The following is a 25,340-nucleotide window of genomic DNA, read 5'->3' as shown; positions in this document are numbered from 1 at the left end:
CCAGCCTTTTAGCAATTACTAAAGAGTCGGGCGAGTATATTCTTGAACAACTGTTTTTGGCGGATACAATAAACCAAAGTGTCAAATCTAGTCTGCCCAAGAGACTACATCAGTTGACAAAATAACGTAAGATCACGGCATTCTACTGAAGATTATGGCTCAAATTGTCATGCAGAATCAAAGGGGGATAACAACTTTTCAGCCACTTGATGTTGAATTGCGTAATGTGTTTAAGTTTTTTAACCAAGAACCAGCAGTAAATGGAATCGACTTGGATGTCAGACAAGGAGAATTTTTTAGTATTTTAGGCCCCTCTGGTTGTGGTAAAACAACAACACTGCGCCTAATTGCTGGGTTTGAAATCGCTGACGCTGGCAAAGTGTTGATTCAGGGTCAGTCTATGACTAATGTGCCGCCTTACCGCCGACCCGTCAATACTGTATTTCAAAGTTACGCTCTATTTAACCACCTAAATATCTGGGATAATATCGCCTTTGGACTGAGGTTAAAAAAAATACCCAAATCAAAAATTGAAGCTAGAGTCCAAGAAGCTTTAAAACTCGTGAAAATGGAAAGTTTACGATCGCGCTTTCCCAATCAACTTTCTGGTGGTCAACAGCAGCGAGTCGCTTTAGCAAGGGCCCTAGTTAATCGTCCTACCGTCGTACTACTGGATGAACCTTTAGGGGCGTTAGATTTAAAACTACGTAAGGAAATGCAGGTTGAGTTATCAAATTTACACAACGATTTGGGATTGACCTTTGTGATGGTAACGCACGACCAGGAAGAAGCGTTATCTTTGAGCGATCGCATTGCTGTGATGAACCAAGGCAAAATTGAACAGGTTGGTACTCCCAGCCAAATTTACGAACGTCCCCAAACATCCTTTGTTGCTGATTTTATTGGCGATACTAATTTTTTTAGCGGTGAAATTGTCGCGGTAGACTCGTATAATGTGCAAATTTCGACGAAAACGGGACTCTTAATTGTTATTAGCCGCGCTGAAGATACACCATCTGAATTATCACAAGCTGTGGTAGTGAGTGTGCGCCCCGAAAAAATACAACTTTCGCTTTATCCACCCAATTTGCCAGCTAACTGCTTTGAAGGCCGGCTTGTCAATGTTATGTATTTGGGAACACACGTTAATTATGTTATGGAATTAACAAATGGTATTAGGATCAATGTGTTGCAACCTAATACTTTTGGCGCTTTACCAGACCGGGACACGCCCATCTACGCTTGGTGGGCAAAAAATGATTGTTTAGCTATTAGTCAATAATAATTAGTAATTACGAATTACGAACTTGTGCCGAGGGACTTGTACTGAGCGTAGTCGAAGTAAGCCGAGGTATTACGAATTATTATAAATAATCTACCTTATGACTCAATACACTTGGGTTAAGCATTTCCTCCTTCTCTCTTCTCTCTTCTCTCTGTGTTCTCTGCGCCTCTGTGGTTCGTAAAAAAAAGAGTTTCAGCCCTTTTGTGAACCGTATTGCCTTATGACCAACAGACGCCAATTTTTAAAAGGGATGACAGCGCTTTCTAGCTTATCTTTAACTAGTTGTGGCTGGAGACTGGCTGAAGTACGTACTAATTCTAATACTTCTGGTCAACTTGATCAACTTTATATCTTCACGTGGACGCAATATACCGACAACCAATTACTGAAAACTTTTAGCACTCAAACTGGCATGAAAGTGGTAGCAGATGTGTATGATTCCAATGATGTCATGCTGGCTAAGTTGCAAGCTGGAGGCGGTGGTACTTACAGCATCATAAACCCATCTGATTACATGGTGCAGAAAATGGTAGACAAAGGTTTATTAACAGAAATAAATCACGATCGCTTAATCGGTTTAGAGAATTTATTCCCCCGTTTTCAGAATCCTAGCTATGACCTCAATAACCGCTACAGTATCCCTTTTAACTGGGGGACAACAGGTTTAGTTTACAATTCTGAAAAAATCAAAGATGCACCACAAGACTGGGATTACCTTTGGCAAAATCAAGAGCAACTTAATCAACGGATGACTTTGCTTAATGATGTTCGAGAAGTGATGGGCGCGACGTTACGAATGCTAGGTTATTCTTACAACTCCAAAAATGAACAAGAAATCAAACAAGCTTATGAAAAGTTGAAGGTGCTAAAACCTGCGATCGCACGTTTTGACACCGACGCTTGGCAAAATCAAATTCTGGCGGGAGATTTACTATTGGCAATGTGTTATTCAGCAGATGCAGTGAAAATTTCTCAAGAAAACCCTAAACTCAAATATGTAATTCCTCGCAGTGGTTCTTCATTATGGACAGACACTATTGTAATTCCCAAAACAGCCCCCAACCAAGCTGGAGCTTATGCTTGGATTAACATGATTTTGCAACCAGAAATAGCAGCCCAAATCAGTCAACGCCTGAATATTTCTACGCCTAATAGCGCCGGATTTGAACAATTGCCAAAAACAATACAAAACAACGTTAATTTGTTTCCGCCAGAGTCACTTTTAAAAAACTGTGAACGTGTTACTCCTGTAGCAGAATTTGAAGAAGTTTACGATCGCTATTGGACTCAATTAACTAGTAGCTAAATAAAAGAGTTGGGAGTTAGGAGTTAGGAGTTAGGAGTGATGAGTTTTGAAAAAAATGATATTTCTAAAATAGAAAAATTGCATCGTTCAGGAGTAAATTGGCTCCAACCCTTGGTATTGCTGGCACCATCTGGGGTTTGGTTATTGCTTTTCTTGGTGCTGCCAACTTTGATAATTTTCGAGTTAAGTTTAGTTGCAGATATCCGACCGGGGGATATAGTTAATCCCAATGGATTCAAAAACTACATCCGAGTATTTGACCCTCTTTATGTGCAAGTAATCGTGCGATCGCTATTTTTTGCGTTTGGCACCACCATAATTTGTTTAATTTTGGGCTTCCCTGTTGCCTATTGGATTACTCAGATAGCGCCAAAGCGTTGGCGAAATTTGCTGCTATTAGGCTTTGTCTTACCTTTGTGGACTTCCTCTTTACTTCGCTCCTATGCTTGGATTACAATTCTTCGTCCTACTGGTTTATTGAACAGTTTGCTAAGTAATTTAGGCTTGCCTACATTGGAATTACTTAACAATAGTCAAGCTGTATTTATTGGCATGAGTTACAGCTTGTTACCCTATATGGTTTTGATTTTATATGCTTCTCTCGAAAAGCTAGACAAGCGGTTACTAGAAGCTGCGGCTGATTTAGGTGCAAATCCTATGGAAACTTTTTGCCAAGTAACTGTACCGCAAATTTTGCCTGGAATTGCAGCTGCTTCTATGCTTGTATTCATCACAGGCTTGGGGGATTTTGTCGATCCTGAATTACTTGGTGGTGCTTCTAGTATGACGGCGGCGCGATTAGTTTATAACCAGTTTCTTGGAGCAACACAAAATTGGGGATTTGGTTCAGCCTTGAGTGTAACGTTAATTTTGCTTGTTAGTATTGCGATCGCACTTTTGATTAAGTTTGGTGACGCTACACCCAAACGCTAAACTTTTGAACGATTAGCACAGTATTTACTTTCTCTAGGTGTAAGTAAGTTGGTAAGAATAAACCAAACTATATTACGAAACATAAATAGACCTTAAACCCTTATAAATCAATACACTTGGGTTAAGCATTTCCTCCTTCTCTTTCTCTCTGTGTTCTCTGCGCCTCTGTGGTAGCCTGCGGCAAGCCGCAACTCTTACCAGACGTACTCGCGTTTGCGTCTACGTAAAAAAAAGAGTTTCAGCCCTTTTGTGAACCGTATTGCCTTATAAATGACGAAGGACAAATGACAAATGACAAATGACAAATGACAAATGACGAAGGACAAATGACGAAGGACAAATGACAGCCTTAGCCAGTTAGCTTTATTTGCGTCGCTCTACTTAGACCAAAATAATCTACCAGGTAATTAAGGCGATGACATTTCCCAAACTATCAATGATTTGTCACCATAAGTGAATTTTTCAAATTACCTATATTACTGTTAATTAACCCTTCAATAATAGAGAGAAACTCATACTCTAAATAAGGCTTAGTTAAGTATGCCTTTGCACCCAATTCATGAGCAAGCTGACGATGTTTTTCAGCACTGCGAGATGTGAGAATAATTATAGGTATTTTTGCTAAAGTTGGGTCTAGACGACAATTGCTCAATAACTCAAACCCATTCATTCGTGGCATTTCTAAATCGGAGACTACAACTTGAACTTCAGGATGTAACTGTAACTTATCAAAAGCTTCTACACCATTTTGAGCTTGTATTACTTGATAGCCAGATTTTTGCAAAGTCAGAGAGATAGTTTGTCGGAGACTAATTGCGTCATCTACTACTAAAATAACTTTTGGTGATTTATTACCTACCTCTGGAGAATAACTGGGTTGGGTTTCTATAGTTATTGTGGGAATAGGTGCAGCAGGTAATGGTGTGGGTGAAAAAGTATTTCCCGATATCGATAAGGCTTTTTGATTTGAGGAAGAAGCTATTGGTAACGCCATGATATCAAGTGTTGTTTGTTGAATCTCCCTAGACTCCACCAGCAATGAAGCATCAATCACTAAGATGAGATTACCGTTGGCTAAACTACTACAACCATAAATGTATTTTGGCGGTGCGATCGCATTTCCTAAAGGTCTAATTACCAGCTCTTGTTCACCAATTATTTGGTCAACTTCTAAAGCAACCTTTCCCTGATTTTTTCGTAGCAAAAGCACCGGATTTTTGGCGATGCTTGGGTCATAAGTATTTGATCTGTTGCATGGAATAGGACTATTAAAGAATAAATCATTATAATCAATCAACTTTGAAAGTTGATGGAGGCTGACCATAGTCTCATCATTGTCTATATTGCAATGTAAGACTTTTTTGCCATCAATTTCTTTAATCTGTTGTTCAGAAGGAATCAATATTTTTTCGATATTGTCCAAAATCAGGGCATAAACAACACCTTTTGATTGAACTAACATTAATTTTTCTGTAGTCATAGAAAAAGGAATTTTGAGGATGAATATTGTTCCTTTTTTGGGTAAGGATTGAACTGAAATTGAGCCGTTGAGTGCGTGCATTTGAGTACGCACAATATCTAAACCCATACCGCGCCCAGAGATTTCAGTCACTTTACCAGCAGTAGTGAATCCAGGTGAAAATATCAAATCTAAAAGTTCATGATCAGTCAGATTATAAGCATATTTTATAGTTTTTTGTTCAGTTTGCATGGGATAAAGTTCAACAGCTTTTTGGCGAATTCTGTCTAAATTTAATCCCTCACCATCATCCCGAACTTCAATAACAGTTTGGCTACCCTGATGATAGGCGCAGATTTCGATTAAACCTTGTTCTGGTTTACCAAGCTCTCGGCGAACTTGCGGAGCTTCAATCCCGTGGTCAAAAGCATTACGCACCAAGTGTAATAAAGGATCGTAAAGCTTTTCTGCGATCGCTTTATCTACTAGTACTTCAGTACCAGCAAGTTTTAATTCTACAAGTTTGCCACAAATATTTCCAAACTTATTTACCATATGGGGGAACCGATTCAATATATTGCCCAAAGGTAACGTTCGTGCTTCTACTAAGCTATCAATAATATTAAGAATTAAATTCTCTTTTTTCTCACTAAATTGAGCAGCTTGCGTCATCAGCAAGTCAAGAGACTCTGTAGTTTCTTGTAGTTGTAGTGTCTCTTCTGTTGCTTCATGCAATGTCATATGAAATTCTGTATATACATCCATTTCTAGAGAGTCAAATTTCACTCTAAAATCTGGCGTTTGTTGTGAGGAAATGTTTTGTATTTGTAATGGTAAATAACGTAATTCGTCGATTTTTTTTTGATGTCTAGTGAGTTGCTGTGTTAGTTGCTCAATTACTTCTTTGACTTTTTTATCTTGCAAGTTACGCTGTTTTTGGTAAATCAACAATTCCCCAGCTAGATAATTTAGGTGTTGCAGTCTATCTGTATCTACTCGAATAAATGAAGATTGGCGAGAATTTTTAGTTTGAATATACTGTGATTTATCTTCTATTTCATTCTTGATTTGTGTAGCTAACTCAGGCATGACTTTAATAGCTGTTTCAGAAATATCTATAACTACCTGCTCATTAACAATTAATGAATCAAGCTTTGTTGAAGAATTATCAGTCTGGGTAGTCACGACTTCAGTAGCAAGATTTTGGCTAGGTTCTTTTCCCCATATTGCTTCTAGTAAGTTATCAGTTGCTTGAGAAGACACAGATTTAGATATTTCTTTAAAAACTAAGAGTGTTTGTAGCTTGGGACTATCAAGCCAATTTTTCTCTTCACCAGTAATAGGAGGATGATTTTTATATTCTTTTGCTAATGTACTAATTTGGCTTTTTAATATCTTAATTACCGAGAGATAGCTGTCAGATGGTTTAATATAATATTGAAATTTTGCAACTGCAAATAGGATGATTAAGATAATACCATGTCGATAAATACAAAGACTTTGACTATCTTGTTCATCTTGGACAAAATCGAGAAACTCTTTCAGCCAGGTTCCGATATAATTAACTAGATTTTGCCTTTCTAATTTGGGAACCAGTAAAGACAAATTTATTTCTGGCCCTGGTGTTTCCATCTGGTGATTAAACCAACCAAAAATGTAACGAATTACTTTTAAATAAAACTTGGCAGTTGTTGGGTTGACTGATTCATTTTTATTGTGATCAGATGTAGTGAGAAATTGGTAAAATGGTTCTTCGTTGAAGAGAAATGTGGTAGCAGATGAATTATTTTGCAGTTCTTCAGATAACTCATTATTTGCCACCGTTGTGAGTTTTCGTAAACGCAAAGAAGGTTCTCCACCAGATGTGCGATCGCCTTGTAATACCAATTTTTGTGCTTGTTGTAAATCTGCAAGACCAATTTCTGCAATTTGCTGCACTTGGCTGGGATTTGCTTGCAGCGCTGATAGAATGGTTTGGGAAATTTCTCCCAAACCAGGTAAATTTAGAGATTCTGCCAAGCCGACAAACACTTCAGCTTGAGAGTGTAATAACTCGATGAATTCGTGACTATTTGGTGGATTGTTAACAGCTTCAACAATAGTGTTTAGACGTTGCTCTACACCTAATTCAAAAACGGACTGCACAATATCAAATCCCAATTCTTCAGAAGTTGGAATATGAAAGTCAGCACCAAAGTCATCACCCAGTTTTTCTTGCAAATGTGCAAACACTGAACTGGCTCGATTAAGCAGTTCTTCATCATTAACAGTATTGCCTATTAGCTCGGTATTTAATGCTATACTAAGACACTCATGAGCTTGTAGTAAAAGTGTTTGTAATTCGGCATCAAATACCACATTTGGGCTATAGAGAGCCTTAAATACATCTTCTAAAAAATGGGCGATTATCTTAATTACTTCTAGACCAACATTAGCAGCACCACCTTTAAGTGTATGAGTAGCCCGCATTAAGTTATGAACTTTAGCAATGCTATAACCTTCCGACAAGCTAAATAGTTCTTGTTCAATAATTTGGACTAATTCCGGGGCTTCAGCCAGAAAGTAGATGTATCCTTGTTCGCGAATTTCGTTATCTGTAATCATAACTCCTAACTCCTAACTCCTAACTCCTAACTCCTAACTCCTAACTCGTCTTAAAGTTACTAGCAGTTGTTAATAACTCATAGGCCATTCCTGATAAATCTTGGAATACAGTAGCAATTTCTTGAGATTCACCAAAAGTTTTATTAGCAATTTCTGCTACATCTTGCATTGATTTTGTTACTGTTACAGATTGGGTCATTTGTTTCTGAGTCGCTGCGGTAATTCGCTCGATTAGCTGAGTAATTTCGGCAGTTGCAGAAACGATCGCATTTAAGTTTTGGCGAGTGTGATTGACAAGATTTGTGCCTTCTACCACTTGTTGAATGCCAGTTTCCATCGCTACTGCAACTTCTCCGGTTTCTGCTTGAATCTCCTGGACTAATTTTTCGATTTCGATGGTTGCTGCTGCTGACTGGCGAGATAAAGAACGGACTTCATCAGCTACAACTGCAAAGCCTTTACCATATTCACCCGCGCGCGTGGCTTCAATGGCTGCATTCAGAGCGAGGACGTTTGTCTGTGTGGCAAAATTACCAATCAAATTCACCACTTTGGAGATTTTTTGCGAGGATTCGCTGAGGCGTTTAATCTTTTTGCTAGTTTGAGCAACGGTTTCACGAATTCCTTGGATTGCTTTTACAGTCTGGTTCATGGCGATATCGCCAGACTCTACGGTTTGATTGGCTTGTTTGACTGCTACTTGAACTAACTCAGCATTCGCTACTACAGCTTGAGTAGAGTCCTGCATCTGTTGAATGTCACCTAAAGCTGCCGTAATTTCCTCAAATTGGTGTTGTGCCAAATTGGTCAGTCCCGCTAGTGAAGCGTCGCTATTGCTGGAAGTTTGGGCAACTTGTTGAGCAGCGGACTGTACCTGAATAACGATTTGCCGCAATGCTTGCAGGGTATTATTATAAGCGTCGGCGATCGTGCCTAGCTCGTCTTCTGTAATTGGTGCGCGTACTGTTAAGTCGCCGTTAAGGGCGGGTCTAACGGCTGTTAGGAGTTGGATAGACCGTTGTTGTAGTAGCTCTTTGGCTGCCTTTTCTCGTCTTGCTGCTTCTGCTAATTTTGCTGACTGCGCTTCTACTTGTTGCAAATATTCGGTCTGTTGTAATGCCAGTCCTAACTGGCTACCAATACGTGCTAGCAAAGTGGCTTGCGATTCTTCCCAATCACGAGTTCCAGAATTTTGATAAGCTGCCAGCAATCCCCACAATTGTTCCCCAGCGAATACAGGAACAATTATGTAAGCTTTGGCTTCAAACTGCTCTAAAATTTCAATGTGGCAGGGACTAAGCCCTACTTCATAGATGTCATTAACAATAAAGTTTTCACCTCGGACATATCTACCTCCCTGAGTTTCTTGCAAGTAGGTATCGTCTAAAACGGTTTTAATACCAGGGCCTACCAGTTTTGTCCAACTATTACCCACAGACTCAGACACAAATTCGCCACCCCAGTCAGGGTTGAAACGATAAATTGCGACGCGATCGCATCGCAGTAATTGCCTTACTTCTTGAGTGGTTGTTTTGAAGATTTCTTCTACATCTAAAGATTGCCGGATGCGGTTACTGATTTTGGTGACAGCTTTCTCTTGTTCCGCTATCTGAGCTAGTTTCTCAGATTTCACCTGCACTAATTCCAAATAATCTATCTGTGATTTAGCTAGGGTAAATTGCAAGCTAATCTGAACCAAAAAGTTAACTTCCCAGGTTTGCCATTCACGGGGGCCAGAATTTTGATAAGCTGCCAGCAAACCCCACAATTTATCCCCAAAGAATATAGGAACAATTATGTAAGCTTTGGCTTCAAACTGCTCTAAAATCTCAATGTGGCAGGGAGTAAGCCCTACTTCATAGATGTCATTAACAATAAAGTTTTCACCTCTGATATACCTACCTCCCTTAGTTTCTTGCAAGTAGGTATCGTCTAAAACGGTTTTAATATCAGGGCCTACCAGTTTTGTCCAACCGGTACTTACAGACTCAGCCACAAATTCGCCACCCCAGTCAGGGTTAAAGCGATAGACTGCGACGCGATCGCATCGTAGTGATTGACGCACTTCTTGAGTGGTTGTTTTGAAGACGCTATCTACATCTAAAGATTGGCGGATGCGGTTGACTATCTTAGTAAAAGCTTTCTCTTGTTCAACTATCTGAGTTAGTTGATCAGATTTTGTTTGCACTTGTTCTAGATATTCTCCTCGTGAGATAGCGACACTAAATTGCAAGCAAATCTGAGTCAAAAAACTTTCTTCCCAAGGTTGCCAGTCACGCGCCCCAGAACTTTGATAAGCTGCCAGCAAGCCCCATAATTTCTCACCAATGAATATAGGCGCAATGATGTAAGCCTTCATTTCATACTGTTCTAAAATATCAAGGTAGCATTGAGCATGACGCATTTTATAGATGTCTTTGACCACAAGACTTTCACCTTTGGCAAAACGTCCTCCTTGAGTATCTTGCAAGTGACTATCTTCCCAGATCATTTTAAAATCAGGGCTGACCATTTTTATCAAACCATTACCCACTGACTCAGCCACAAATTCGCCACTCCAGTCTGATTTGAAGCGATAAATACCCACGCGATCGCATCGTAGGAATTGGCGGATTTCTTGAGTGGTTGTTTGGAATATCTTATCAAGATTTGATCCGTGAATAATTTTTCCAATAACTTTAGCTACTGATTTCTTTGCCTGTGTTTGATTTTGCAGCTCTTTGTGAAATTCAAAGCTCTGTAATTTGTAAGTTAACTCTGTCGTAATTTGAGATAATAAAGTAATTTCTACCTCTTGCCAATGCCGCGTTGAGCAGCAATTATTTACTGACAGTAACCCCCATATTTTACCTTCTGCTACAATCGGTAAACTCAAACTAGCTTGAATTTGAAATTTCTCTAGCAGTTGCTTTTGATAAGGTGTAAGTTGTATCTGATTGATATCGTCAATAACTACAGATTCTATATAGTCTTGATTAGTATATAAACCAAAAATAATTCCGGGAATATTTTCGCCTAAAGTCGGTGTCCAACCTAGTGTTTTGGATTCTGCTAAAATATTACCTGATTCTAGAGAAGTAAACTGATAAATTAAGGCGCGATCGCAGCTAATCTTTTCTCTAATTTGCGTTACAGTGACTTGGAGTAGAGTATTAATATCTGGAGCTTGGCGCATATGAGTTGTGATATCTCGCAACCGTCCTCGCCAAAGTTTAAATTCCTCTGCGATCGCATTTGATAAAGATATTTCATTGCTAGCAATATTTGTTATATTAGCGTTAACATTCTGATTTTCTAACTCAGAAATTAGATGTTCATTTACATTCGTCTTTTTATTCACGATTGTCATTTAATTAACCTCAAAGTTTTTTAGGGGTAGGAATTTGATATTTAGCAGCTAATAATTAACTAGTGTTTGGTCATAAAGTATTAGTGGTTGTCACAATATTATGCCTAATCAACCATTAACAAATATTCGATTATTCATCTCCCATATGGGAGCTTCAACAATCTTTATTGCATCCAAATTAAAAATCATATCCTCTGAATCATTAATAAAGTATCCCCGTAAAAAAGGCGATATTTTAGGATAGACTAATTCAGGAGTTGCAGATTTAATTTGCTTAGTATCCAGCCATTCAATATCTATAAGCTGTCGTACCAATAGTCCTAAATACTTACCTTTATTTTCCAGAACAATCGCCATCATTATTGAAAGTAAATTTGATCCTGGGGAAATTGGAGGATAACCTAACATTGCCTCTAAATCTACCAACCAAAGCATCTCACCGCGCCAGTTATAAATACCTAAGACGCTACTAGGCATTTGAGGAACGCCACATATTTCTGGTAATGATACTTGCAAAACTTCTGTGATGTGTTGTAACGAAATTACGGCTGTATCCCTTACTCCCAAATTAAAACTTAAAAACTTTTCTTTGGTTTCCAAAGTTATTGATCCTTTGCTCTTGATTATTTATTTTTAGCCACTAATTCCAATTAGTATTTGATTTTGAAGTAGTGACTTTTATTGACTATTTATTGCATTACTACTTATTAATCAACTCCTTCAAAATTACCACTAATTCTTCTCGAACAATTGGTTTTGATAAATAACCATCAGCGCCCAACATATTACCCCATATTTTATCTACATCACTGTTTTTTGTAGAGCAAAAAACTACAGGTATTTTGCTAGTTTTGGGGTCATTTTTTAATTCTCGGCAAATTTCAAAACCACTTTTACCCGGTAAAATTACGTCGAGAAATATTAGGTCTGGCTTATTTTTATCTATTTTGTCTTGAACCTCTTCACTACTTGTGGCGCTAATCACAGAATAACCTGCCTGTTGCAAGTAACAGCTGATTATTTCCATATCGGTTAAGCCATCTTCAACAACTAAAACTGTATTCATGGCAATTACTCGTTAAACTTTTCTCAGAATGTAAACAAATTGGACATACAAATTCTAAATGATTCCTGAACAAAGATATGGAAGAAACTAGGGACTGTTTGCCAAGTCTTAGAACCCCCCAATCTCCCCCTTTTAAGGGAGATTTAGGAGGATTCAAAAGTTAGGAAGCTAAAGGAGTAGTTTGAAAACACGCCCTAATACCGCTTCGCGTAATTCGTAATACCTCGACTTCGCTAGCCCCTAAACTCTTTGCCATAAACACTATTTCACAAGTCAAATAGGGCTGCTATAAATACAAAAATTGTATTTGTCTAATTTTGATTCCATCTTGATGTATTAACCTCAGAAAAAGTACCTAACAAATAGAAGTTAATCCATTTTTTTGTAAAAAAAAGTAGTTTTATCACCTCAAACATTTAATTTTTACTGAGGTGGAAAATTCGATAGATTATAAAATTTTTGTTATAGCTGTTATTGAGCGATAGCCTAAGAGCCTATTTATAAAGTAATACAGTTCACAAAAGGGCTGGAACTCTTTTTTTTTACGAACCACAGAGGCGCAGAGAACACAGAGAGAAGAGAGAAAGAGAAGGAGGAAATGCTTAACCCAAGTGTATTGATTTATAAAGTAAATATTAAGTAGGGTGTGTTACGGCTGTGTAGGAATTTGAGGGTTTGAGAAAGTCTAATTTAGCCGCAGGGCACTATATCTCCAGGTGCGTTAAAGCAGCGCGTAACGCACCCGACAATTTAAGGTTTAGTTTATAAATGGTCTCTAAGAGGATGTTTGAAAAGTATTTCACTCTGACTTGAGGCACTTATTGATCCTCCCTAACCCACGCCAGAACGTTTTGCTAGCAACAAGAGGACTTTTCAAACAACCTCTAATGTTTAGGAATAAAGTTTTCAAGTTAATCCAATTATCTGATGACTTTTAATTGCCTAATTACAAACCTCTAAGTTGGATGTACCGTTGTTGATGGATATACTCGGCGTAGGTAAATACTTACGTAGTATAGCCATTACCTTATCAGCTACTACAGGTTTAGTGAGGAAATCTGTAGAACCAACTACTTTGGCACGAACTCTATCTAAAAGACCATCACTACCTGTTAATATAATTATTGGTGTCTTGGCAAAGGCAGGTATTCGTCGCAACTGAGTGCAAATTTCGTAACCACTGGCGACTGGCATAATCAAATCTAAAAAAATCAGGTCTGGTTTATCCTGAATAAGGGTTGGGAGAGCTTGTACAGCATCTTGAATCTTGACAAATCTCAGTCCATTGGAAGTGATAATATCTTCTAGCATTTTACAAACTTGAGGGCTATCATCCACGCAGGCTATTAATGGAGCTATGGGTTTCTTTGCTTGTTCAGTAATAGACTTGTTGTTGACCTCAGTCACTACTAAGGGAATGTCAGGTACTTCCACCAATTCGATGATTCCTTTCAGAATATAGGGAAGCAATGAACGCGTGAGTGTTAGTACACTCTGATTCATTTTGACGGCTAAATCTCGCAGAGTAAATTTGCCGTTGATTAAAGTCACAAAGTTTTTGTAGACAAATGGACTTACCATCTCCTGGAGTTGCGTTGGTCGTCGCAAAATAGGTGCCAAGTCAGGAGAAAAACTTGCTAAACCAGCTTCTGACCAAATTTTCCACGACTCTTGCATTTGCTTTACAGAGGTTTCTGCACTTGTAAAGCTCATCGGTGTTTCTAAGATAACTTTTTGGCTGCGATTGTAACTTATGGAACCAAAATTTCCTTGCAGAGCTAGATCAAATAATAGTTCTACTATGGTATTTTCTGTAATAGAGTTAATTTGTTCTCTCTGAATTTTCTGTGTTTTATAAAATTTTTCTAGAAGGCGGTAATCCCAGCAATCAATTGATACGTCTTGTAAACACAAATGCAACTTATCAACATCAATTTGGGGGCAATTTTGGGCTATATGTCTACGCCAGCGCCGGAAGGGATGAGTTCCTCCTGTTGCCCAAACTATCCGTCCCAGTCGATAGTAAAAAGTCCATTGGCTACCCTTTGAACTTTTAATGTTTAATTCGCCATTGAATTGTAGTTGAGTACAAGTTTTAAATTCATTAATTAGGTTATCTGAAAAAATAAGTTCCGGGTGGGTCATACTTTGTTCCTTTGATAAAAAAGCCAGCTTTTGAAAAACCCACACTAGCTATATAGTGGTCAGCAGACATATCAATAAGTGTAAATGCATTTGGATAGCAATCCGATTTAATTTAGGACTTACGCAACTGGCATATTATTTTTAGGCGTAAGTTCTATATTTTTTAAATTACTCGTAGAGAGAGGGAATAGGGAATAGGCAACAGGGAAAAAAGAATAAAGGTGTACTAAGTTTTGTTCAAAAATCAAGGAGGAGTCCTATAGCAGCCTAAATCAAGATTATTAAAAGTAAGGCTTATGTATGGCTTTGTTTTTCTGCTAATATTTCGTAACTCATGTAGTTGGGTATAGTCCACATCATTAAAATGAATTCAGTATTGATATATTATTTTAATAATCTTTACGGACAATTATCTCCGTAGAAGCCCGGATTTTTATTTCCAACTATTTTCGGGTAAATAGACTACGCCCTAGGGGCACAGCAATGCTCATAGGTGTCAACTTAAGCCTTGGCGAATGGAATTCCTGGCTATACAGGCTTTCGTCCGCCTGCGCGGACTAAGTACAGATGCAGCATAAAATCGTGGTGAATTGAGGGTTGAAATTTAAACGCATAGGCGCCTCGCCTTCCCGCAGGGTAGGGGCGCAAAGGGAAGCGCATAGGCGCTTCGCCTTCCCGTAGGGTAGGAACGCAAAGAGAATTCGCTACGAATTTATGAAATATTGTACTTATTCAAGTTGCTTTTGATTTTGATAACTCACAACGGCTGCCCTGAGATTACTTTGGTGTTCTGAAAGAAGCCGATCGCCCTCGTCTTTTTCCAAACCAGTCCAGTGCATCAATAGGGCTAGCTTGACCCACTTACCACTACGTTCTAGTAAAAAACCAGCAGTTTCCCGACTTAAACCTGTGAGGTCTTGCAAAATTCGCAAAGCGCGATCGCGTAATTTTTGATTTGTTACCGCCACATCCACCATGCGATTGCCATACACTTTGCCTAGCTTCACCATTACTCCAGTGGAAAGGATATTTAAAGCTAACTTCGTGGCTGTACCAGCTTTTAAACGAGTTGAGCCGGCGATGATCTCTGCCCCTGTCAATAGGCGAATGTCAACATCAGCATCAAAGCTAACTTGTTCAGCCGGAACACAGGCGATAAAAATAGTTGTGGCTCCTCGCTGACGGGCAGCATGAAGCGCACCGTGGACAAATGGCGTTGTACCACCAGCCGTAATGCCAACTACTACATCTAGCTGGGTAATGTGTCGCCCAGCGATCGCAGCCTCGCCATCTTCAATACTGTCTTCTAAATCTTCAGAACTGCGTACCAGTGCGCCAGCACCACCAGCAATAATCCCCTGTACCAACTCTGGGGGTGTACAAAAAGTCGGCGGACACTCAGCAGCATCTAACACCCCTAACCGACCGCTTGTCCCTGCGCCGATATAAAATAGGTGTCCTCCGTGGCGTAAACGCTCTGCGGTGATATCAATTGCCTCTGCTAACTGAATTTTCGCCGCCGCAACTGCTGCGACAGCCTTTTGGTCTTCGTTATTAAACAGTTCCACCAATTCCAGAGAACTAAGCTGATCTAAGTTCAGACTGTTAGGATTTACCAGTTCGGTTAAAAGATGTCCGCGTTCCTGAAAGTTTGTCATTTGTCCTTTGATCCTTTGTCCTACCCTACGGGAAGCCACCTTTTGAGCGCTATGTCCATTGTCATTAGTCAGTTAGCGACCAGTGGCTAATGACTTTTTACCAATGACCAAGGACTAATGACTAATGACTAATTACAACAATCCTTCCAATTTGCGCCGCATCTTCTCTAGTTCAGAATCAGACAATTCTGGTTCTTCTAATGGCTGTTGGTTTACAGGGAAGGTATCTTCAACAGTATCCTCCTTCTGGGCATCTGCTTGCCAGTCAGTTTCTTCCACGTTCAGTTGTGGGGGAGTGACAACTAAATTGCTGTTTTCTGGGATGATTTCCCATTCATATCCAGCACTTTCGCAAAATTCCTTGATTTCCTCAGCATCGATTGGCTCTGGTGTAGGTGAGGGGAAATCCTGAGCTTCTAACATCAGGGCAAAGCGCGTCGCGTCGTCTTCTGACTCGAACATCAGAATTTTATTGCGATCGCCCTCCCGAATCGTGTGAATCCCCTCATTTTCCGTTCTAGCATTAAAAATCAACACAAAAACACGCATTGGTGTAATCATTTGTCTTTTTTAAGGTCTATTCATAGTGAAGTACCCCAACCTGTTTCGCTGAGGTTGGAAGGTCTCCAACATCATTGAACTCAGGGGCGGTCTTATTCGTCTTTGGGATTTGCCGTCTCATCCGCCGTTGCCACGTTAAGTATTCCTATTTCTAGGAGTTCGGGACTAAACCCGATCATAATTGAGATCAGATTTACCTGAAAACGCCAATATTATGAAGCATAAGTAGTGGATTAAGCAAATACCGTCACTCAACCAGTCAGGTCTTGAGTTTAGTTGGCGTATCCTGGAAATGGCATACTGAACCAATGTGCCAGTTAATGCTTGTGTGCCAGCGACATCCGGCAATGAATGCAGTGAAAGCAAATGACTAAATCTCCCAATCAAGATATTCTCTCGCCGTCCCCTATCCGCAAGCGTCTGTGGTTGCTGGTGTTGAGTCGGGGTAGCATTGCTTTGGGTGGACTTTTACTGTTCGGAGTTGTCGTCGGCATTTGGCGGTTGTGGACTTTTGTCCAAACAGAGTTAACACCCTTGGCACAAAAAAGTCTCACGACTACACTCAACCGTCCAGTAAAACTGGGAAGAGTCACACAATTTTCGTTGACAGGAGTGCAGTTTGGGGTTTCAGCTATCCCAGCGACACCCACAGATCCGGATCGGGCCGCAGTCGAAGCTGTAGAGGTGGGTTTTGACCTGTTACAACTAATCTTTAACCGCCACTTAAAGTTAGATGTTACCTTAGTCAACCCAGATATTTACATTGAACAGGATAACCAAGGGCGCTGGGTTTCCACTAACATCGCGCCATCTGGCGAAAGCGGTGTCATTAAAACCGATTTGGACAAATTGTGGTTTCGCAATGCCAAGCTGGCGTTGATGCCGCAGGGGGGAGATGGGGGAGCAGGGGGAGATGGGGGAGCAACATCCTCCTCATCTCCCTCATCCCCCTCATCCCCCTCATCCCCCTCATCCCCTGTAACATTTTCTCAAATCAATGGATTTGCCCAACTTTTAGCAAACAACCAGCTGATCACCTTTGAAGCGGGCGGCCAAGCAGACAGTGGTGGCAGTGTTTCCATTCAGGGAAAGACACGTTCCAGGGTGCTAGCAGGTGACTTTCAGGTGCGATCGCAAGATTTACTGGCTGAGAATATTGCTCGGTTGATTAAGTTACCAGTGAACTTACAGGCGGGTCGAGCTAATGGTGACTTGTTAGTTCAGTTGATACCAGGACAGCGAACTTTATTGTTTGGTAGCGCTGCTGTGCAAGGTGTAACAGTTCAAATACCTAAAGTGCCGCAACTGTTGAGCAATACCCAAGGAAACCTCGGTTTCCGGGGAACGGAGTTGCAGTTAAACAACGTTACTAGCAACTACGGCAAAATTCCCCTAGTGGCTACGGGAATCATTGATACTCAAGCAGGCTTTAAGTTGGCAGGGCGTGTAAATGCGGTGAGTTTGGCTAATGCCCAGGAGACTCTTAAGGTCAAACTACCTGTGCCGATCGCTGGACAAGTACAAGCTGATTTGCAGATTACCGGATCAACTACTGAACCAATTCTCTCAGGTACAGTTGCCACAATCCAAACTGCTCGGATTGACAAAGTTGATTTTAATAGTATCAGCAGTAAGTTTGAGCTTGCTACTAGTTCCTCTTTAATTACCCTGAGAGATATTCAAGGTAAAGCTCAAGTTGGTGGTGAAATTACGGGCGCTGGAACCATTCAACTCGGTAAAACCCCGCGACTGGATTTAAATTTTGCTGCCAAGAATGTTCCAGGGGATGCGATCGCCAGAGTTTACGAAACAACACCCAATTTCCAAATCGGTAATGTCTTAGGTACTGCCCAACTAACAGGCCCTCCTACCAATGTCCAAACGGTGGTACAATTTCAAGCTCCTAATGGAACTTACCCCGGAACTGGCGAAGTTGCTATCGCTCCAAATCGCACCGTCTCTTTCCGCAATGTAGCTCTGAATGTCGGTGGTGGCACTGTACGGGCAACTGGTAGTTACGCCAATCAGCGTTGGCAAGCGGTGGCTGTTGCCTCTGGGGTGCAGTTACAACCTTTTGTAAACACAAATCAACTGCAAAATGTCTCTTTGGCGGGGGCACAGTTCAATGGTCGTCTCATTCTTTCAGGCAACACAGCACCATTCAAAATTGCCACGATTCGCACTGATGGTGCAGGAGTTCAAATTGGTGGGGGCACAGTTGCAGTTTCTCATATTCAACTGCAAGACCAAAACTTCTCTGCTAAACTCGAAGCTAATGGTGTGCGGTTGGGGCAAATATTAAAACAGTCTCCCCCAGCTTTCAATAATCCATTGGCGGGTACGTTCCAAATCGCAGGTGAGAGAGATAATTTCAGCCTGAAAACTCTACGTGGCAGTGGTGAAGGTCGCCTTGCTATTAGCGGTGGAACTATTACAGCCTCTAATATTCAAGTGGCTAATGGTGTATATCAGGCGCAAGTTCAAGCAAATAATGTGCCTGTGCAAGAGTTAGCAACAGTACCAAAGCAGTTCCAGGGAGGGTTAACTGGTCAGTTCAATGTCGCGGGTTCTGTTGATTCTTTTAAACCGCAAACTATTCAAGCCAACGGTCAAGGGCGGGTAAATGTTGCAGGTGGAACTATTACAGCCTCTAATATCCAAGTCGGTAATGGTGCATATCAGGCGCAAGTTCAAGCAAATAATGTTCCGTTGCAGCAGTTGGTAGCAGTACCCCCGCAGTTCCGAGGGAGGTTAACTGGTCAAGGAAAGGTGGCAGGTTCTGTGGAGTCCTTCCAACCGCAAACTATCGAAGCTAGCGGTCAGGGACGGGTGGATGTTGCAGGTGGAACGATCGCAGCTTCTAATATCCAATTAGGCAATGGTCGCTATCAAGCTGTAGTTAATGCTGACGGTGTGGAATTAAATCGGTTAAATCAACAATTGCATGGTCAATTTGGCGGTCAGTTGCAATTAGTTGGCACCCTAGGATCATCCAAATTAGCTGATGTACGTGCTGCTGGACAGGTGCAATTATCCCAAGGTATCCCTGGTTTTGAGCAACCCCTGACGGCTGCGATCGCTTGGAGTGGTGAAAGGCTGACCATTGAGCGAGCAACTGCTCCCGGATTAAATGTTACTGGTAACATATTAGCCAATGCAACCAAGGCAGGTATACCGGAAATTACTGCCCTAAATCTCAACGTCCAGGCGCAGAATTACAACTTAAAACAGTTACCCATAAATCTTCCTAATCAGGTTGCTGTGGCGGGGAGAGCAGATTTTAATGGTCAAATCACTGGTAAGCTGCCCTTACCAAATGTAGCAGGACAAATCAACTTACGAGACTTAGTTGTTCAAGATATTGCTTTTGAGCCGTTGTTAACTGGAAACATCGATTCAGCGCAAGGACGCGGTTTAAATTTGAACTTGGCAGGAAATAGAGATCGCCTATCCTTCAATTTAGATGCTAATAATCGCCCGAAATCTTTCTTGGTCAAATGGCAGCAAGCATCAGCAACAGGTAATATTCAAGGGAATGATTGGGCGCTCAAAGTTGCCAATTTCCCCTTACAAATATTGAATTTGACTCCGCCACCAATTACTCGCCTTGGTAGTGGTAAAATAACTGGGTTGTTAACTGGGGATTTGCTGTTTAATCAGCAGACATTGGCAGCAACAGGAAATTTAGCGATCGCTAATCCGCAAATTGGCCGGGTTACAGGCGATCGTTTAACGGCTCAATTCCGCTACGGTAACGGCAAAGGCACACTAACCAGTAGCGAATTTGTCAAAGGCAAAAGTAGCTACGCTCTTGTTGGTACTTTAGATCAAACCCCTAAAGTCCCTCAACTACAAGGTAAACTGAACGTTAAGCAGGGTGAGATCCAAGATGTTCTAGCCATAGCACAGGTATTTGATTTACAAAATTTGCCAGGTGGTTCAGCAGAAATCTACGGCACAGCAGAGGATCTCAGCACCACGCCCCAAGGAGCGCCAAATCAACCCTTATTGACCCAAATCCAACGGTTTTCTGAAATTCAAGCCCTAGTGGCAGAACAGGAACAACAGCGATTTGATTCCACTCCCATACCGGACATAGCAGACTTAAAAGGGACTTTTAACGGGGAAGTAAGTGTAAATACAGCTACAGCTAATGGATTGTCAGTAGAATTTAATTTCAATGGACAAAACTTTGCCTGGGGTAAAAAGGAAGAACGAAACCGTTTTTATACTGCCGACAACGTGATTGCCGAAGGCAACTTTGAAAACGGTGTTTTGAGTTTGCGACCTTTGCGAATCGCGTCTCAAAACAGGTTGATTGCCTTCACGGGTAACGTTGGCGGTGATGAACAATCTGGCCAGCTGCGGGTGAATAATTTTCCGGTACAAGTATTAAATAATTTTGTCAAACTACCAGTTGGAATCACAGGTAATCTTAACGGTACAGCAGCTTTAGCAGGCAGCATTGCTAATCCCCAAGCTAGAGGGGCATTGCAAATCACAGAAGGAAAACTCAATCAGAACAAAATAGAGTCAGCGATCGCAAGTTTCAGCTATGCCAACGGACGCTTAAACTTTGGTAGTACTGTAGCCGTTACTGGGCCAAAACCTGTTGATATTACTGGCAGCATACCTTATAAATTGCCTTTTGCTTCCGTGGCATCAGACAGTGAGCAAATCAGTTTAGATATGAAGTTGGAAAACGAGGGATTGGCACTGTTAAACGCACTCACTAATCAAGTACTATTTGAAAAAGGTGAAGGAGAAATAGACCTCAAGGTGCGGGGAACATTGCAAAAACCCGAAGTAAATGGAATTGCTACTGTCAATAATGCTACTTTTTCAGCCCAGGCTTTGCCAGGTAAGCTCAAAGATGTCACAGGTAGAGTACTGTTTAATTTTGACAGCATTTTAGTAGAAAATCTTCAGGGTAGATTTAGCGATGGCAAGGTAGAAGCTGCTGGAGAAATTCCCATTTTCAACAATGAGAACGTGACTATCAACAATCCCCTAACCGTTAATCTCGATCCGCTAGCGTTGATTCTCAAGGGACTTTATCAGGGAGGCGCTAGCGGCAATTTGCAGATTACTGGTTCTGCCCTTAACCCCATAATTGGCGGTAAAATAAATTTATTTGATGGTCAAGTATTGCTGGCAGAATCTAGCAATGCCACTTCATCTGAAAATAGTAGTATTGACGTATCACCTACCAAAGCCAATAAGCAGAGTGAACCTGAAATTGAGAATGAGATGAGAAATGAATTGACGGCATTAGGCATCGCTAGATTTAATAATCTAGATTTAGAACTAGGTAAAAACGTCCAAATTACCCGTGCCCCTATTCTCAGCTTCCGCGCAACTGGTAATCTCATAGTTAACGGCTCAATCAATCAGCCGATACCCAATGGCACTATCCGGTTAGAACAAGGTGGAGTGAATTTATTTACTACCCAATTTAACCTTGCTCGTGGCTATACACACACTGCAACTTTTAGTCCCTCTCAACCCCGCGACCCCAACTTAGATATTCGGCTATTTGCCAAAGTACTGGATGTAACTCAAAGTAATGACTTCGGTCGGGTAAATTCCACAGGTTTATCAGCCTTAGAAAGTGTTCGCGTCGAAGCTACTATCAATGGTTTAGCTAGCAAACTGAATGAAAGTTTAGAACTAACAAGTAGTCCATCACGTAGTCAAACCGAAATTGTGGCTCTTTTAGGAGGTGGATTTGTAGACACTCAAGGACGTGCTGACAGTACTTTGGGTCTGATTAACATCGCAGGATCGGCTGTGTTCAATAATTTTCAGTCAGCTTTTAACCAGATTGGTAATACCTTTGGCTTAAATGAATTGCGGATATTTCCTACGGTTATTTCTGAGAATCCCGAGGCAGGAAGAAGTAATTCAACATTGGAATTAGCAGCAGAAGCTGGGGTTGATATTTCTTCTAAGATATCCGTTTCCAGTATCAAAATTTTGACAACAAATGACCCCTTCCAATGGGGTGTTAATTACCGGATCAACGACGAATTTCGTGTGCGTGCTTCCACTAATTTAACCGATGATAGCCGTGCAGTATTAGAGTATCAAACGCGGTTTTAAAGAAATCTCTTCAATTTTAAATTACGAGTTACTTCCTGTTCCTCCTTCTCCTTGCTTATCAATAACTTGTCGTACCTGTTTAACATCCAATTCTAATGCTTCGGCGATTTGCTCTATACTTAAACCAAACTTAACCAGACGGGGTATAGTATCGAGCTTTGTTTCTTCTCGAACCTCATTTTTTACTTCCTGCTTTGTTTCTTCCTTTACTTCCTGGTAAAATTTAGTTTGTCTCCAATCGGTTAATCCAAACATCGCTTCTAACTCCTGTTGACTTTTGTTTACAAATTTATAGATAAGCATTCTCTCTACTAATTCTAAAAGATTGCTACGGTTAGCGTCATCCGTTTGTTGTACTTGATTTATCAAGTTTTTCGCTTGCTGTACTGCTTTATCTTCTGCTGCAACTACTAACTTAATCACGCCTAGCCCAATTGAAGATGATGGTACATCATCTAATTCGTCTAAATAAATTATACGAATTTGCTGTTGAACTAATGATGTTTGATAAATGAATGGCACACCTGGGTCGAGACTGCGTTGAGCAAAAAGCAATACTGCTTGCCAGCGACGTTGAGGTTTATATTGATTTATATACAGGAAAGCTTCTGTGATTATTCGCCAGTAAATATCATCATCGCGCTGAAACTGTACCTCAACAAAATAAATTGTGTCTTCTGGAAAGTCAGGTTTGGGTAAGAATAAACCATCGATGCGACGTGCTAGTTCTTTGATTTCTACTGAGGTAAATTGGTAGTGTAACGCCAGGGATTGGGATTGTTCTAAAAGTTCAAATAAGACACCTGGAAGAGTTTGAAATAAGGTGTAAAAAATCGTATCTGTTTTCATGCACTCTGGATATTTGAATATTTTCAGATTGTCATTGCTGATCAAGAATTATTTTTATAAATTTAATATCTTTGAATTAAATTGTGATATTATCGTCCCCTTGCTGATTAATAACTAGTCGCAAAATCGATAAGCCCAAAATTATCAAAAATAGCACTAGCCCAATTGTACAACCATAGCTAATTTCCAAATTGTTGAAGGCTTGCTCATATAGATAATAAACAATCGTTTTTGAGCTACTGAGTGGCCCCCCTTGAGTCATAATGTATACTTCTTCAAACACTTTCGTTGCCGAAATAGCCGAAATCACCGCCACTAGTGCTAGATACGGCTTCATCAAAGGTATGGTAATATCCCAATGTTTGCTGATTCCATCAGAGCCATCGATCGCAGCAGCTTCGTACACATCAGCCGGAATTGATTGCAACCCCGCTAAATAAATCACCATGTAATAGCCTAGCCCCTTCCACACGGTGACAGCCATGACGCTGGCAAGAGAAATTGGTACAATGCCAAAAATTTTTGCTGGGCTAGTTAGCCAAGGAATGCCTTCTGGAAAAATCCCTAAACCTTTAAATAACTGATTAAGTAATCCGTTTTCTGCATACATCCATTTCCAAGCTATTCCCGCAACCACCATTGAAATTACTACTGGGGTGTAGTACGCTGCTCTAAACCAATTCATCCCCCGCAGTTTCTGATTTACCAAAATTGCCAACACTAAGGGAGCAATTACTAAAATTGGAACTACACCCAGAAGATATAAAAAAGTGTTTTCTAAGGTTTTCCAAAAAACTGCATCCTTCCAAAGCTTGAGGAAGTTGGCGAAACCTATCCATTGTGGCGGTTGGGCAATATCTTCATAGTTAGTAAAGCTGAGGTAAAACGCTTGCAGTGCAGGCCAAAAGACAGTTAATCCCAAAAGAACTAAGGCGGGTAGTAAAAATAAATAAGGGGTCAGCTGCTGTTTGATTAATATCCAATTTTTAGGTCTCAATTGATTCATAGGAAGTTTAATAAGTACGTTGGCACGAAAAAAGTCAAGTATGTTACGAAACGTAAACAAGCTTAAAGCCTTTACTAATGACCAATGACAAAGGACAAATGACAGCCTTAGCCAGTTAACTTTAATTGCGCCAACCTACTTAGTTGTTTTTGTATTGTCATAACAAGGATTTGGAGATGTGAGTAGATTTAAGCTTCAATATTTTAAGAGCATATATTTGCGTAGCGCTTTGCCCTTACCGTTGGCATCGCTAATTAATAACTTAGAGATAAACTGCAATGGAAACTCAGCACAATCCGCCAATTGAACATCAAAATGTCCCCATAAACCACCGTGGACTTCATGACTTTTTGTATAGTTCCGATGATGAACACGTCGCTACTGAGGTGAGTATAACGCCTGAATTGACAAACAATAGCGCTGAAATTATGCCCCTTGAGGCTTGGTGTGCGGCTGCTGAAAACGCAAAAATTGCAGGTGTTTACGCAGTATTGGACGCAGAACGCCGCACGCAACACATTGGTTATTCTCGGAATGTGTTGCTTTCCCTAAACGGCCATGTCACCCAAAATGGTAAGCAAAAGTGTGCTTTTGTGCGTGTGCAAGCGTTCAAGTTCCCCAAGCGTCAAGAAATGGAAGATTTGCGAGATGCGTGGATAGCAGAACTCGAAAGCATACCACCTGGTAATGCTTCCGAAAGGGGAATGTGGGCTAGCGCGGTAGGGGAAGCTGCAAAAGCGATAATGTCAGAGGCGGAACGTCAAGCCTACGAGGAGAAAAAGCTCAAACTGCGGAAAGCAATGGCTGACACAACCCTTTCTAAAGAGTCAGAAACAATAGATGTGAGTGAAGCCGAACGTCAGCGCCAACTTGAAGCTGCTGTGAAAAACGATGACTGGAGTGTAATTATCGACGCACAGACACAGGAAACTAAGTCTTAGGATGAGTGTTCAGTTCACGCCGTAGGCGCACAACAATAGACATAGGAGTGCAAAAGAATGTAGAGACGTGCCTGAT

Annotated in this window: 14 protein-coding genes; 5 read left to right on the top strand and 9 right to left on the bottom strand. The window is 40.7% G+C overall.

What is annotated here, in order from left to right; all coding sequences use genetic code 11:
* The first annotated feature begins 154 nt into the window (after nucleotides 1-154).
* From LC605_RS06245 to LC605_RS06235, 3 genes are all read left to right on the top strand, one after another.
* Complete coding sequence (locus tag LC605_RS06245) at nucleotides 155-1,282, top strand: ABC transporter ATP-binding protein (RefSeq protein ID WP_229546698.1); 1,128 nt, start codon at nucleotides 155-157, stop codon at nucleotides 1,280-1,282.
* Between the two features lie 223 nt (nucleotides 1,283-1,505).
* The gene (locus LC605_RS06240) at nucleotides 1,506-2,591 is read left to right on the top strand and encodes a PotD/PotF family extracellular solute-binding protein (protein ID WP_229546697.1); all 1,086 of its coding nucleotides are present in this window, start codon (nucleotides 1,506-1,508) and stop codon (nucleotides 2,589-2,591) included.
* A gap of 39 nt (nucleotides 2,592-2,630) precedes the next feature.
* A complete protein-coding gene (locus tag LC605_RS06235; protein WP_229546696.1) occupies nucleotides 2,631-3,524 on the top strand; it encodes an ABC transporter permease in 894 nt (297 codons plus the stop codon).
* 433 nt (nucleotides 3,525-3,957) lie between these two features.
* Here LC605_RS06235 and LC605_RS06230 read toward each other — a convergent pair whose 3' ends face one another.
* The 7 genes from LC605_RS06230 to LC605_RS06200 all read right to left on the bottom strand — a co-directional run bounded on the left by LC605_RS06230 (nucleotide 3,958) and on the right by LC605_RS06200 (nucleotide 16,366).
* Nucleotides 3,958-7,587 carry a hybrid sensor histidine kinase/response regulator gene (locus LC605_RS06230; protein WP_229546695.1) on the bottom strand — a complete coding sequence of 1,210 codons (3,630 nt, stop codon included), beginning with the start codon at nucleotides 7,585-7,587 and terminating at the stop codon, nucleotides 3,958-3,960.
* A 40-nt stretch (nucleotides 7,588-7,627) separates the two neighbouring features.
* Nucleotides 7,628-10,936, bottom strand: coding sequence for a GAF domain-containing protein (locus tag LC605_RS06225; RefSeq protein ID WP_229546694.1), 3,309 nt, complete (start codon nucleotides 10,934-10,936; stop codon nucleotides 7,628-7,630).
* A 108-nt stretch (nucleotides 10,937-11,044) separates the two neighbouring features.
* Entirely contained in the window at nucleotides 11,045-11,536 is a 492-nt protein-coding gene (locus LC605_RS06220) for a chemotaxis protein CheW (RefSeq protein WP_229546693.1), read from the bottom strand.
* A gap of 100 nt (nucleotides 11,537-11,636) precedes the next feature.
* Nucleotides 11,637-12,002 carry a response regulator transcription factor gene (locus LC605_RS06215; protein ID WP_229546692.1) on the bottom strand — a complete coding sequence of 122 codons (366 nt, stop codon included), beginning with the start codon at nucleotides 12,000-12,002 and terminating at the stop codon, nucleotides 11,637-11,639.
* A 942-nt stretch (nucleotides 12,003-12,944) separates the two neighbouring features.
* Nucleotides 12,945-14,147 (bottom strand): response regulator, encoded by a 1,203-nt coding sequence (locus LC605_RS06210; RefSeq protein ID WP_229546691.1) that lies wholly within the window; start codon nucleotides 14,145-14,147, stop codon nucleotides 12,945-12,947.
* A 728-nt stretch (nucleotides 14,148-14,875) separates the two neighbouring features.
* Nucleotides 14,876-15,805: an N-acetylmuramic acid 6-phosphate etherase gene (gene murQ, locus LC605_RS06205; RefSeq protein ID WP_229546690.1), complete on the bottom strand. Its 930-nt coding sequence runs from the start codon at nucleotides 15,803-15,805 to the stop codon at nucleotides 14,876-14,878.
* 132 nt (nucleotides 15,806-15,937) lie between these two features.
* A complete protein-coding gene (locus LC605_RS06200) occupies nucleotides 15,938-16,366 on the bottom strand; it encodes a DUF3110 domain-containing protein (RefSeq protein WP_229546689.1) in 429 nt (142 codons plus the stop codon).
* A gap of 366 nt (nucleotides 16,367-16,732) precedes the next feature.
* Between LC605_RS06200 and LC605_RS06195 the strand changes: the two genes are divergently transcribed.
* Complete coding sequence (locus tag LC605_RS06195; RefSeq protein WP_229546688.1) at nucleotides 16,733-22,468, top strand: translocation/assembly module TamB; 5,736 nt, start codon at nucleotides 16,733-16,735, stop codon at nucleotides 22,466-22,468.
* Nucleotides 22,469-22,489: 21 nt separating this feature from the next.
* Here LC605_RS06195 and LC605_RS06190 read toward each other — a convergent pair whose 3' ends face one another.
* On the bottom strand, nucleotides 22,490-23,317 hold the full coding sequence (locus LC605_RS06190; protein ID WP_229546687.1) for an Rpn family recombination-promoting nuclease/putative transposase: 828 nt from the start codon (nucleotides 23,315-23,317) through the stop codon (nucleotides 22,490-22,492).
* Between the two features lie 76 nt (nucleotides 23,318-23,393).
* Nucleotides 23,394-24,323 (bottom strand): carbohydrate ABC transporter permease, encoded by a 930-nt coding sequence (locus LC605_RS06185; RefSeq protein WP_229546686.1) that lies wholly within the window; start codon nucleotides 24,321-24,323, stop codon nucleotides 23,394-23,396.
* A gap of 278 nt (nucleotides 24,324-24,601) precedes the next feature.
* Between LC605_RS06185 and LC605_RS06180 the strand changes: the two genes are divergently transcribed.
* Entirely contained in the window at nucleotides 24,602-25,264 is a 663-nt protein-coding gene (locus LC605_RS06180) for a GIY-YIG nuclease family protein (protein WP_229546685.1), read from the top strand.
* Nucleotides 25,265-25,340: the final 76 nt, after the last annotated feature.

Source organism: Nostoc sp. CHAB 5836 (assembly GCF_020829445.1).
Taxonomy (GTDB): Bacteria; Cyanobacteriota; Cyanobacteriia; order Cyanobacteriales; family Nostocaceae; genus Nostoc.
The sequence above is the reverse complement of the archived record's forward strand: the minus strand, read 5'-3'. Positions and strand labels throughout refer to the sequence as shown.

What these genes read in the sequence shown, in the direction of transcription:
- LC605_RS06240 (WP_229546697.1), top strand. Translation starts at nt 1,506, where the DNA reads ATGACCAACAGACGCCAATTTTTAAAAGGGATGACAGCGCTTTCTAGC.
- LC605_RS06200 (WP_229546689.1), bottom strand. Translation starts at nt 16,366, where the DNA reads ATGATTACACCAATGCGTGTTTTTGTGTTGATTTTTAATGCTAGAACG.
- murQ (WP_229546690.1), bottom strand. Translation starts at nt 15,805, where the DNA reads ATGACAAACTTTCAGGAACGCGGACATCTTTTAACCGAACTGGTAAAT.
- LC605_RS06210 (WP_229546691.1), bottom strand. Translation starts at nt 14,147, where the DNA reads ATGACCCACCCGGAACTTATTTTTTCAGATAACCTAATTAATGAATTT.
- LC605_RS06235 (WP_229546696.1), top strand. Translation starts at nt 2,631, where the DNA reads ATGAGTTTTGAAAAAAATGATATTTCTAAAATAGAAAAATTGCATCGT.
- LC605_RS06180 (WP_229546685.1), top strand. Translation starts at nt 24,602, where the DNA reads ATGGAAACTCAGCACAATCCGCCAATTGAACATCAAAATGTCCCCATA.
- LC605_RS06225 (WP_229546694.1), bottom strand. Translation starts at nt 10,936, where the DNA reads ATGACAATCGTGAATAAAAAGACGAATGTAAATGAACATCTAATTTCT.
- LC605_RS06185 (WP_229546686.1), bottom strand. Translation starts at nt 24,323, where the DNA reads ATGAATCAATTGAGACCTAAAAATTGGATATTAATCAAACAGCAGCTG.
- LC605_RS06215 (WP_229546692.1), bottom strand. Translation starts at nt 12,002, where the DNA reads ATGAATACAGTTTTAGTTGTTGAAGATGGCTTAACCGATATGGAAATA.
- LC605_RS06190 (WP_229546687.1), bottom strand. Translation starts at nt 23,317, where the DNA reads ATGAAAACAGATACGATTTTTTACACCTTATTTCAAACTCTTCCAGGT.
- LC605_RS06245 (WP_229546698.1), top strand. Translation starts at nt 155, where the DNA reads ATGGCTCAAATTGTCATGCAGAATCAAAGGGGGATAACAACTTTTCAG.
- LC605_RS06230 (WP_229546695.1), bottom strand. Translation starts at nt 7,587, where the DNA reads ATGATTACAGATAACGAAATTCGCGAACAAGGATACATCTACTTTCTG.
- LC605_RS06195 (WP_229546688.1), top strand. Translation starts at nt 16,733, where the DNA reads ATGACTAAATCTCCCAATCAAGATATTCTCTCGCCGTCCCCTATCCGC.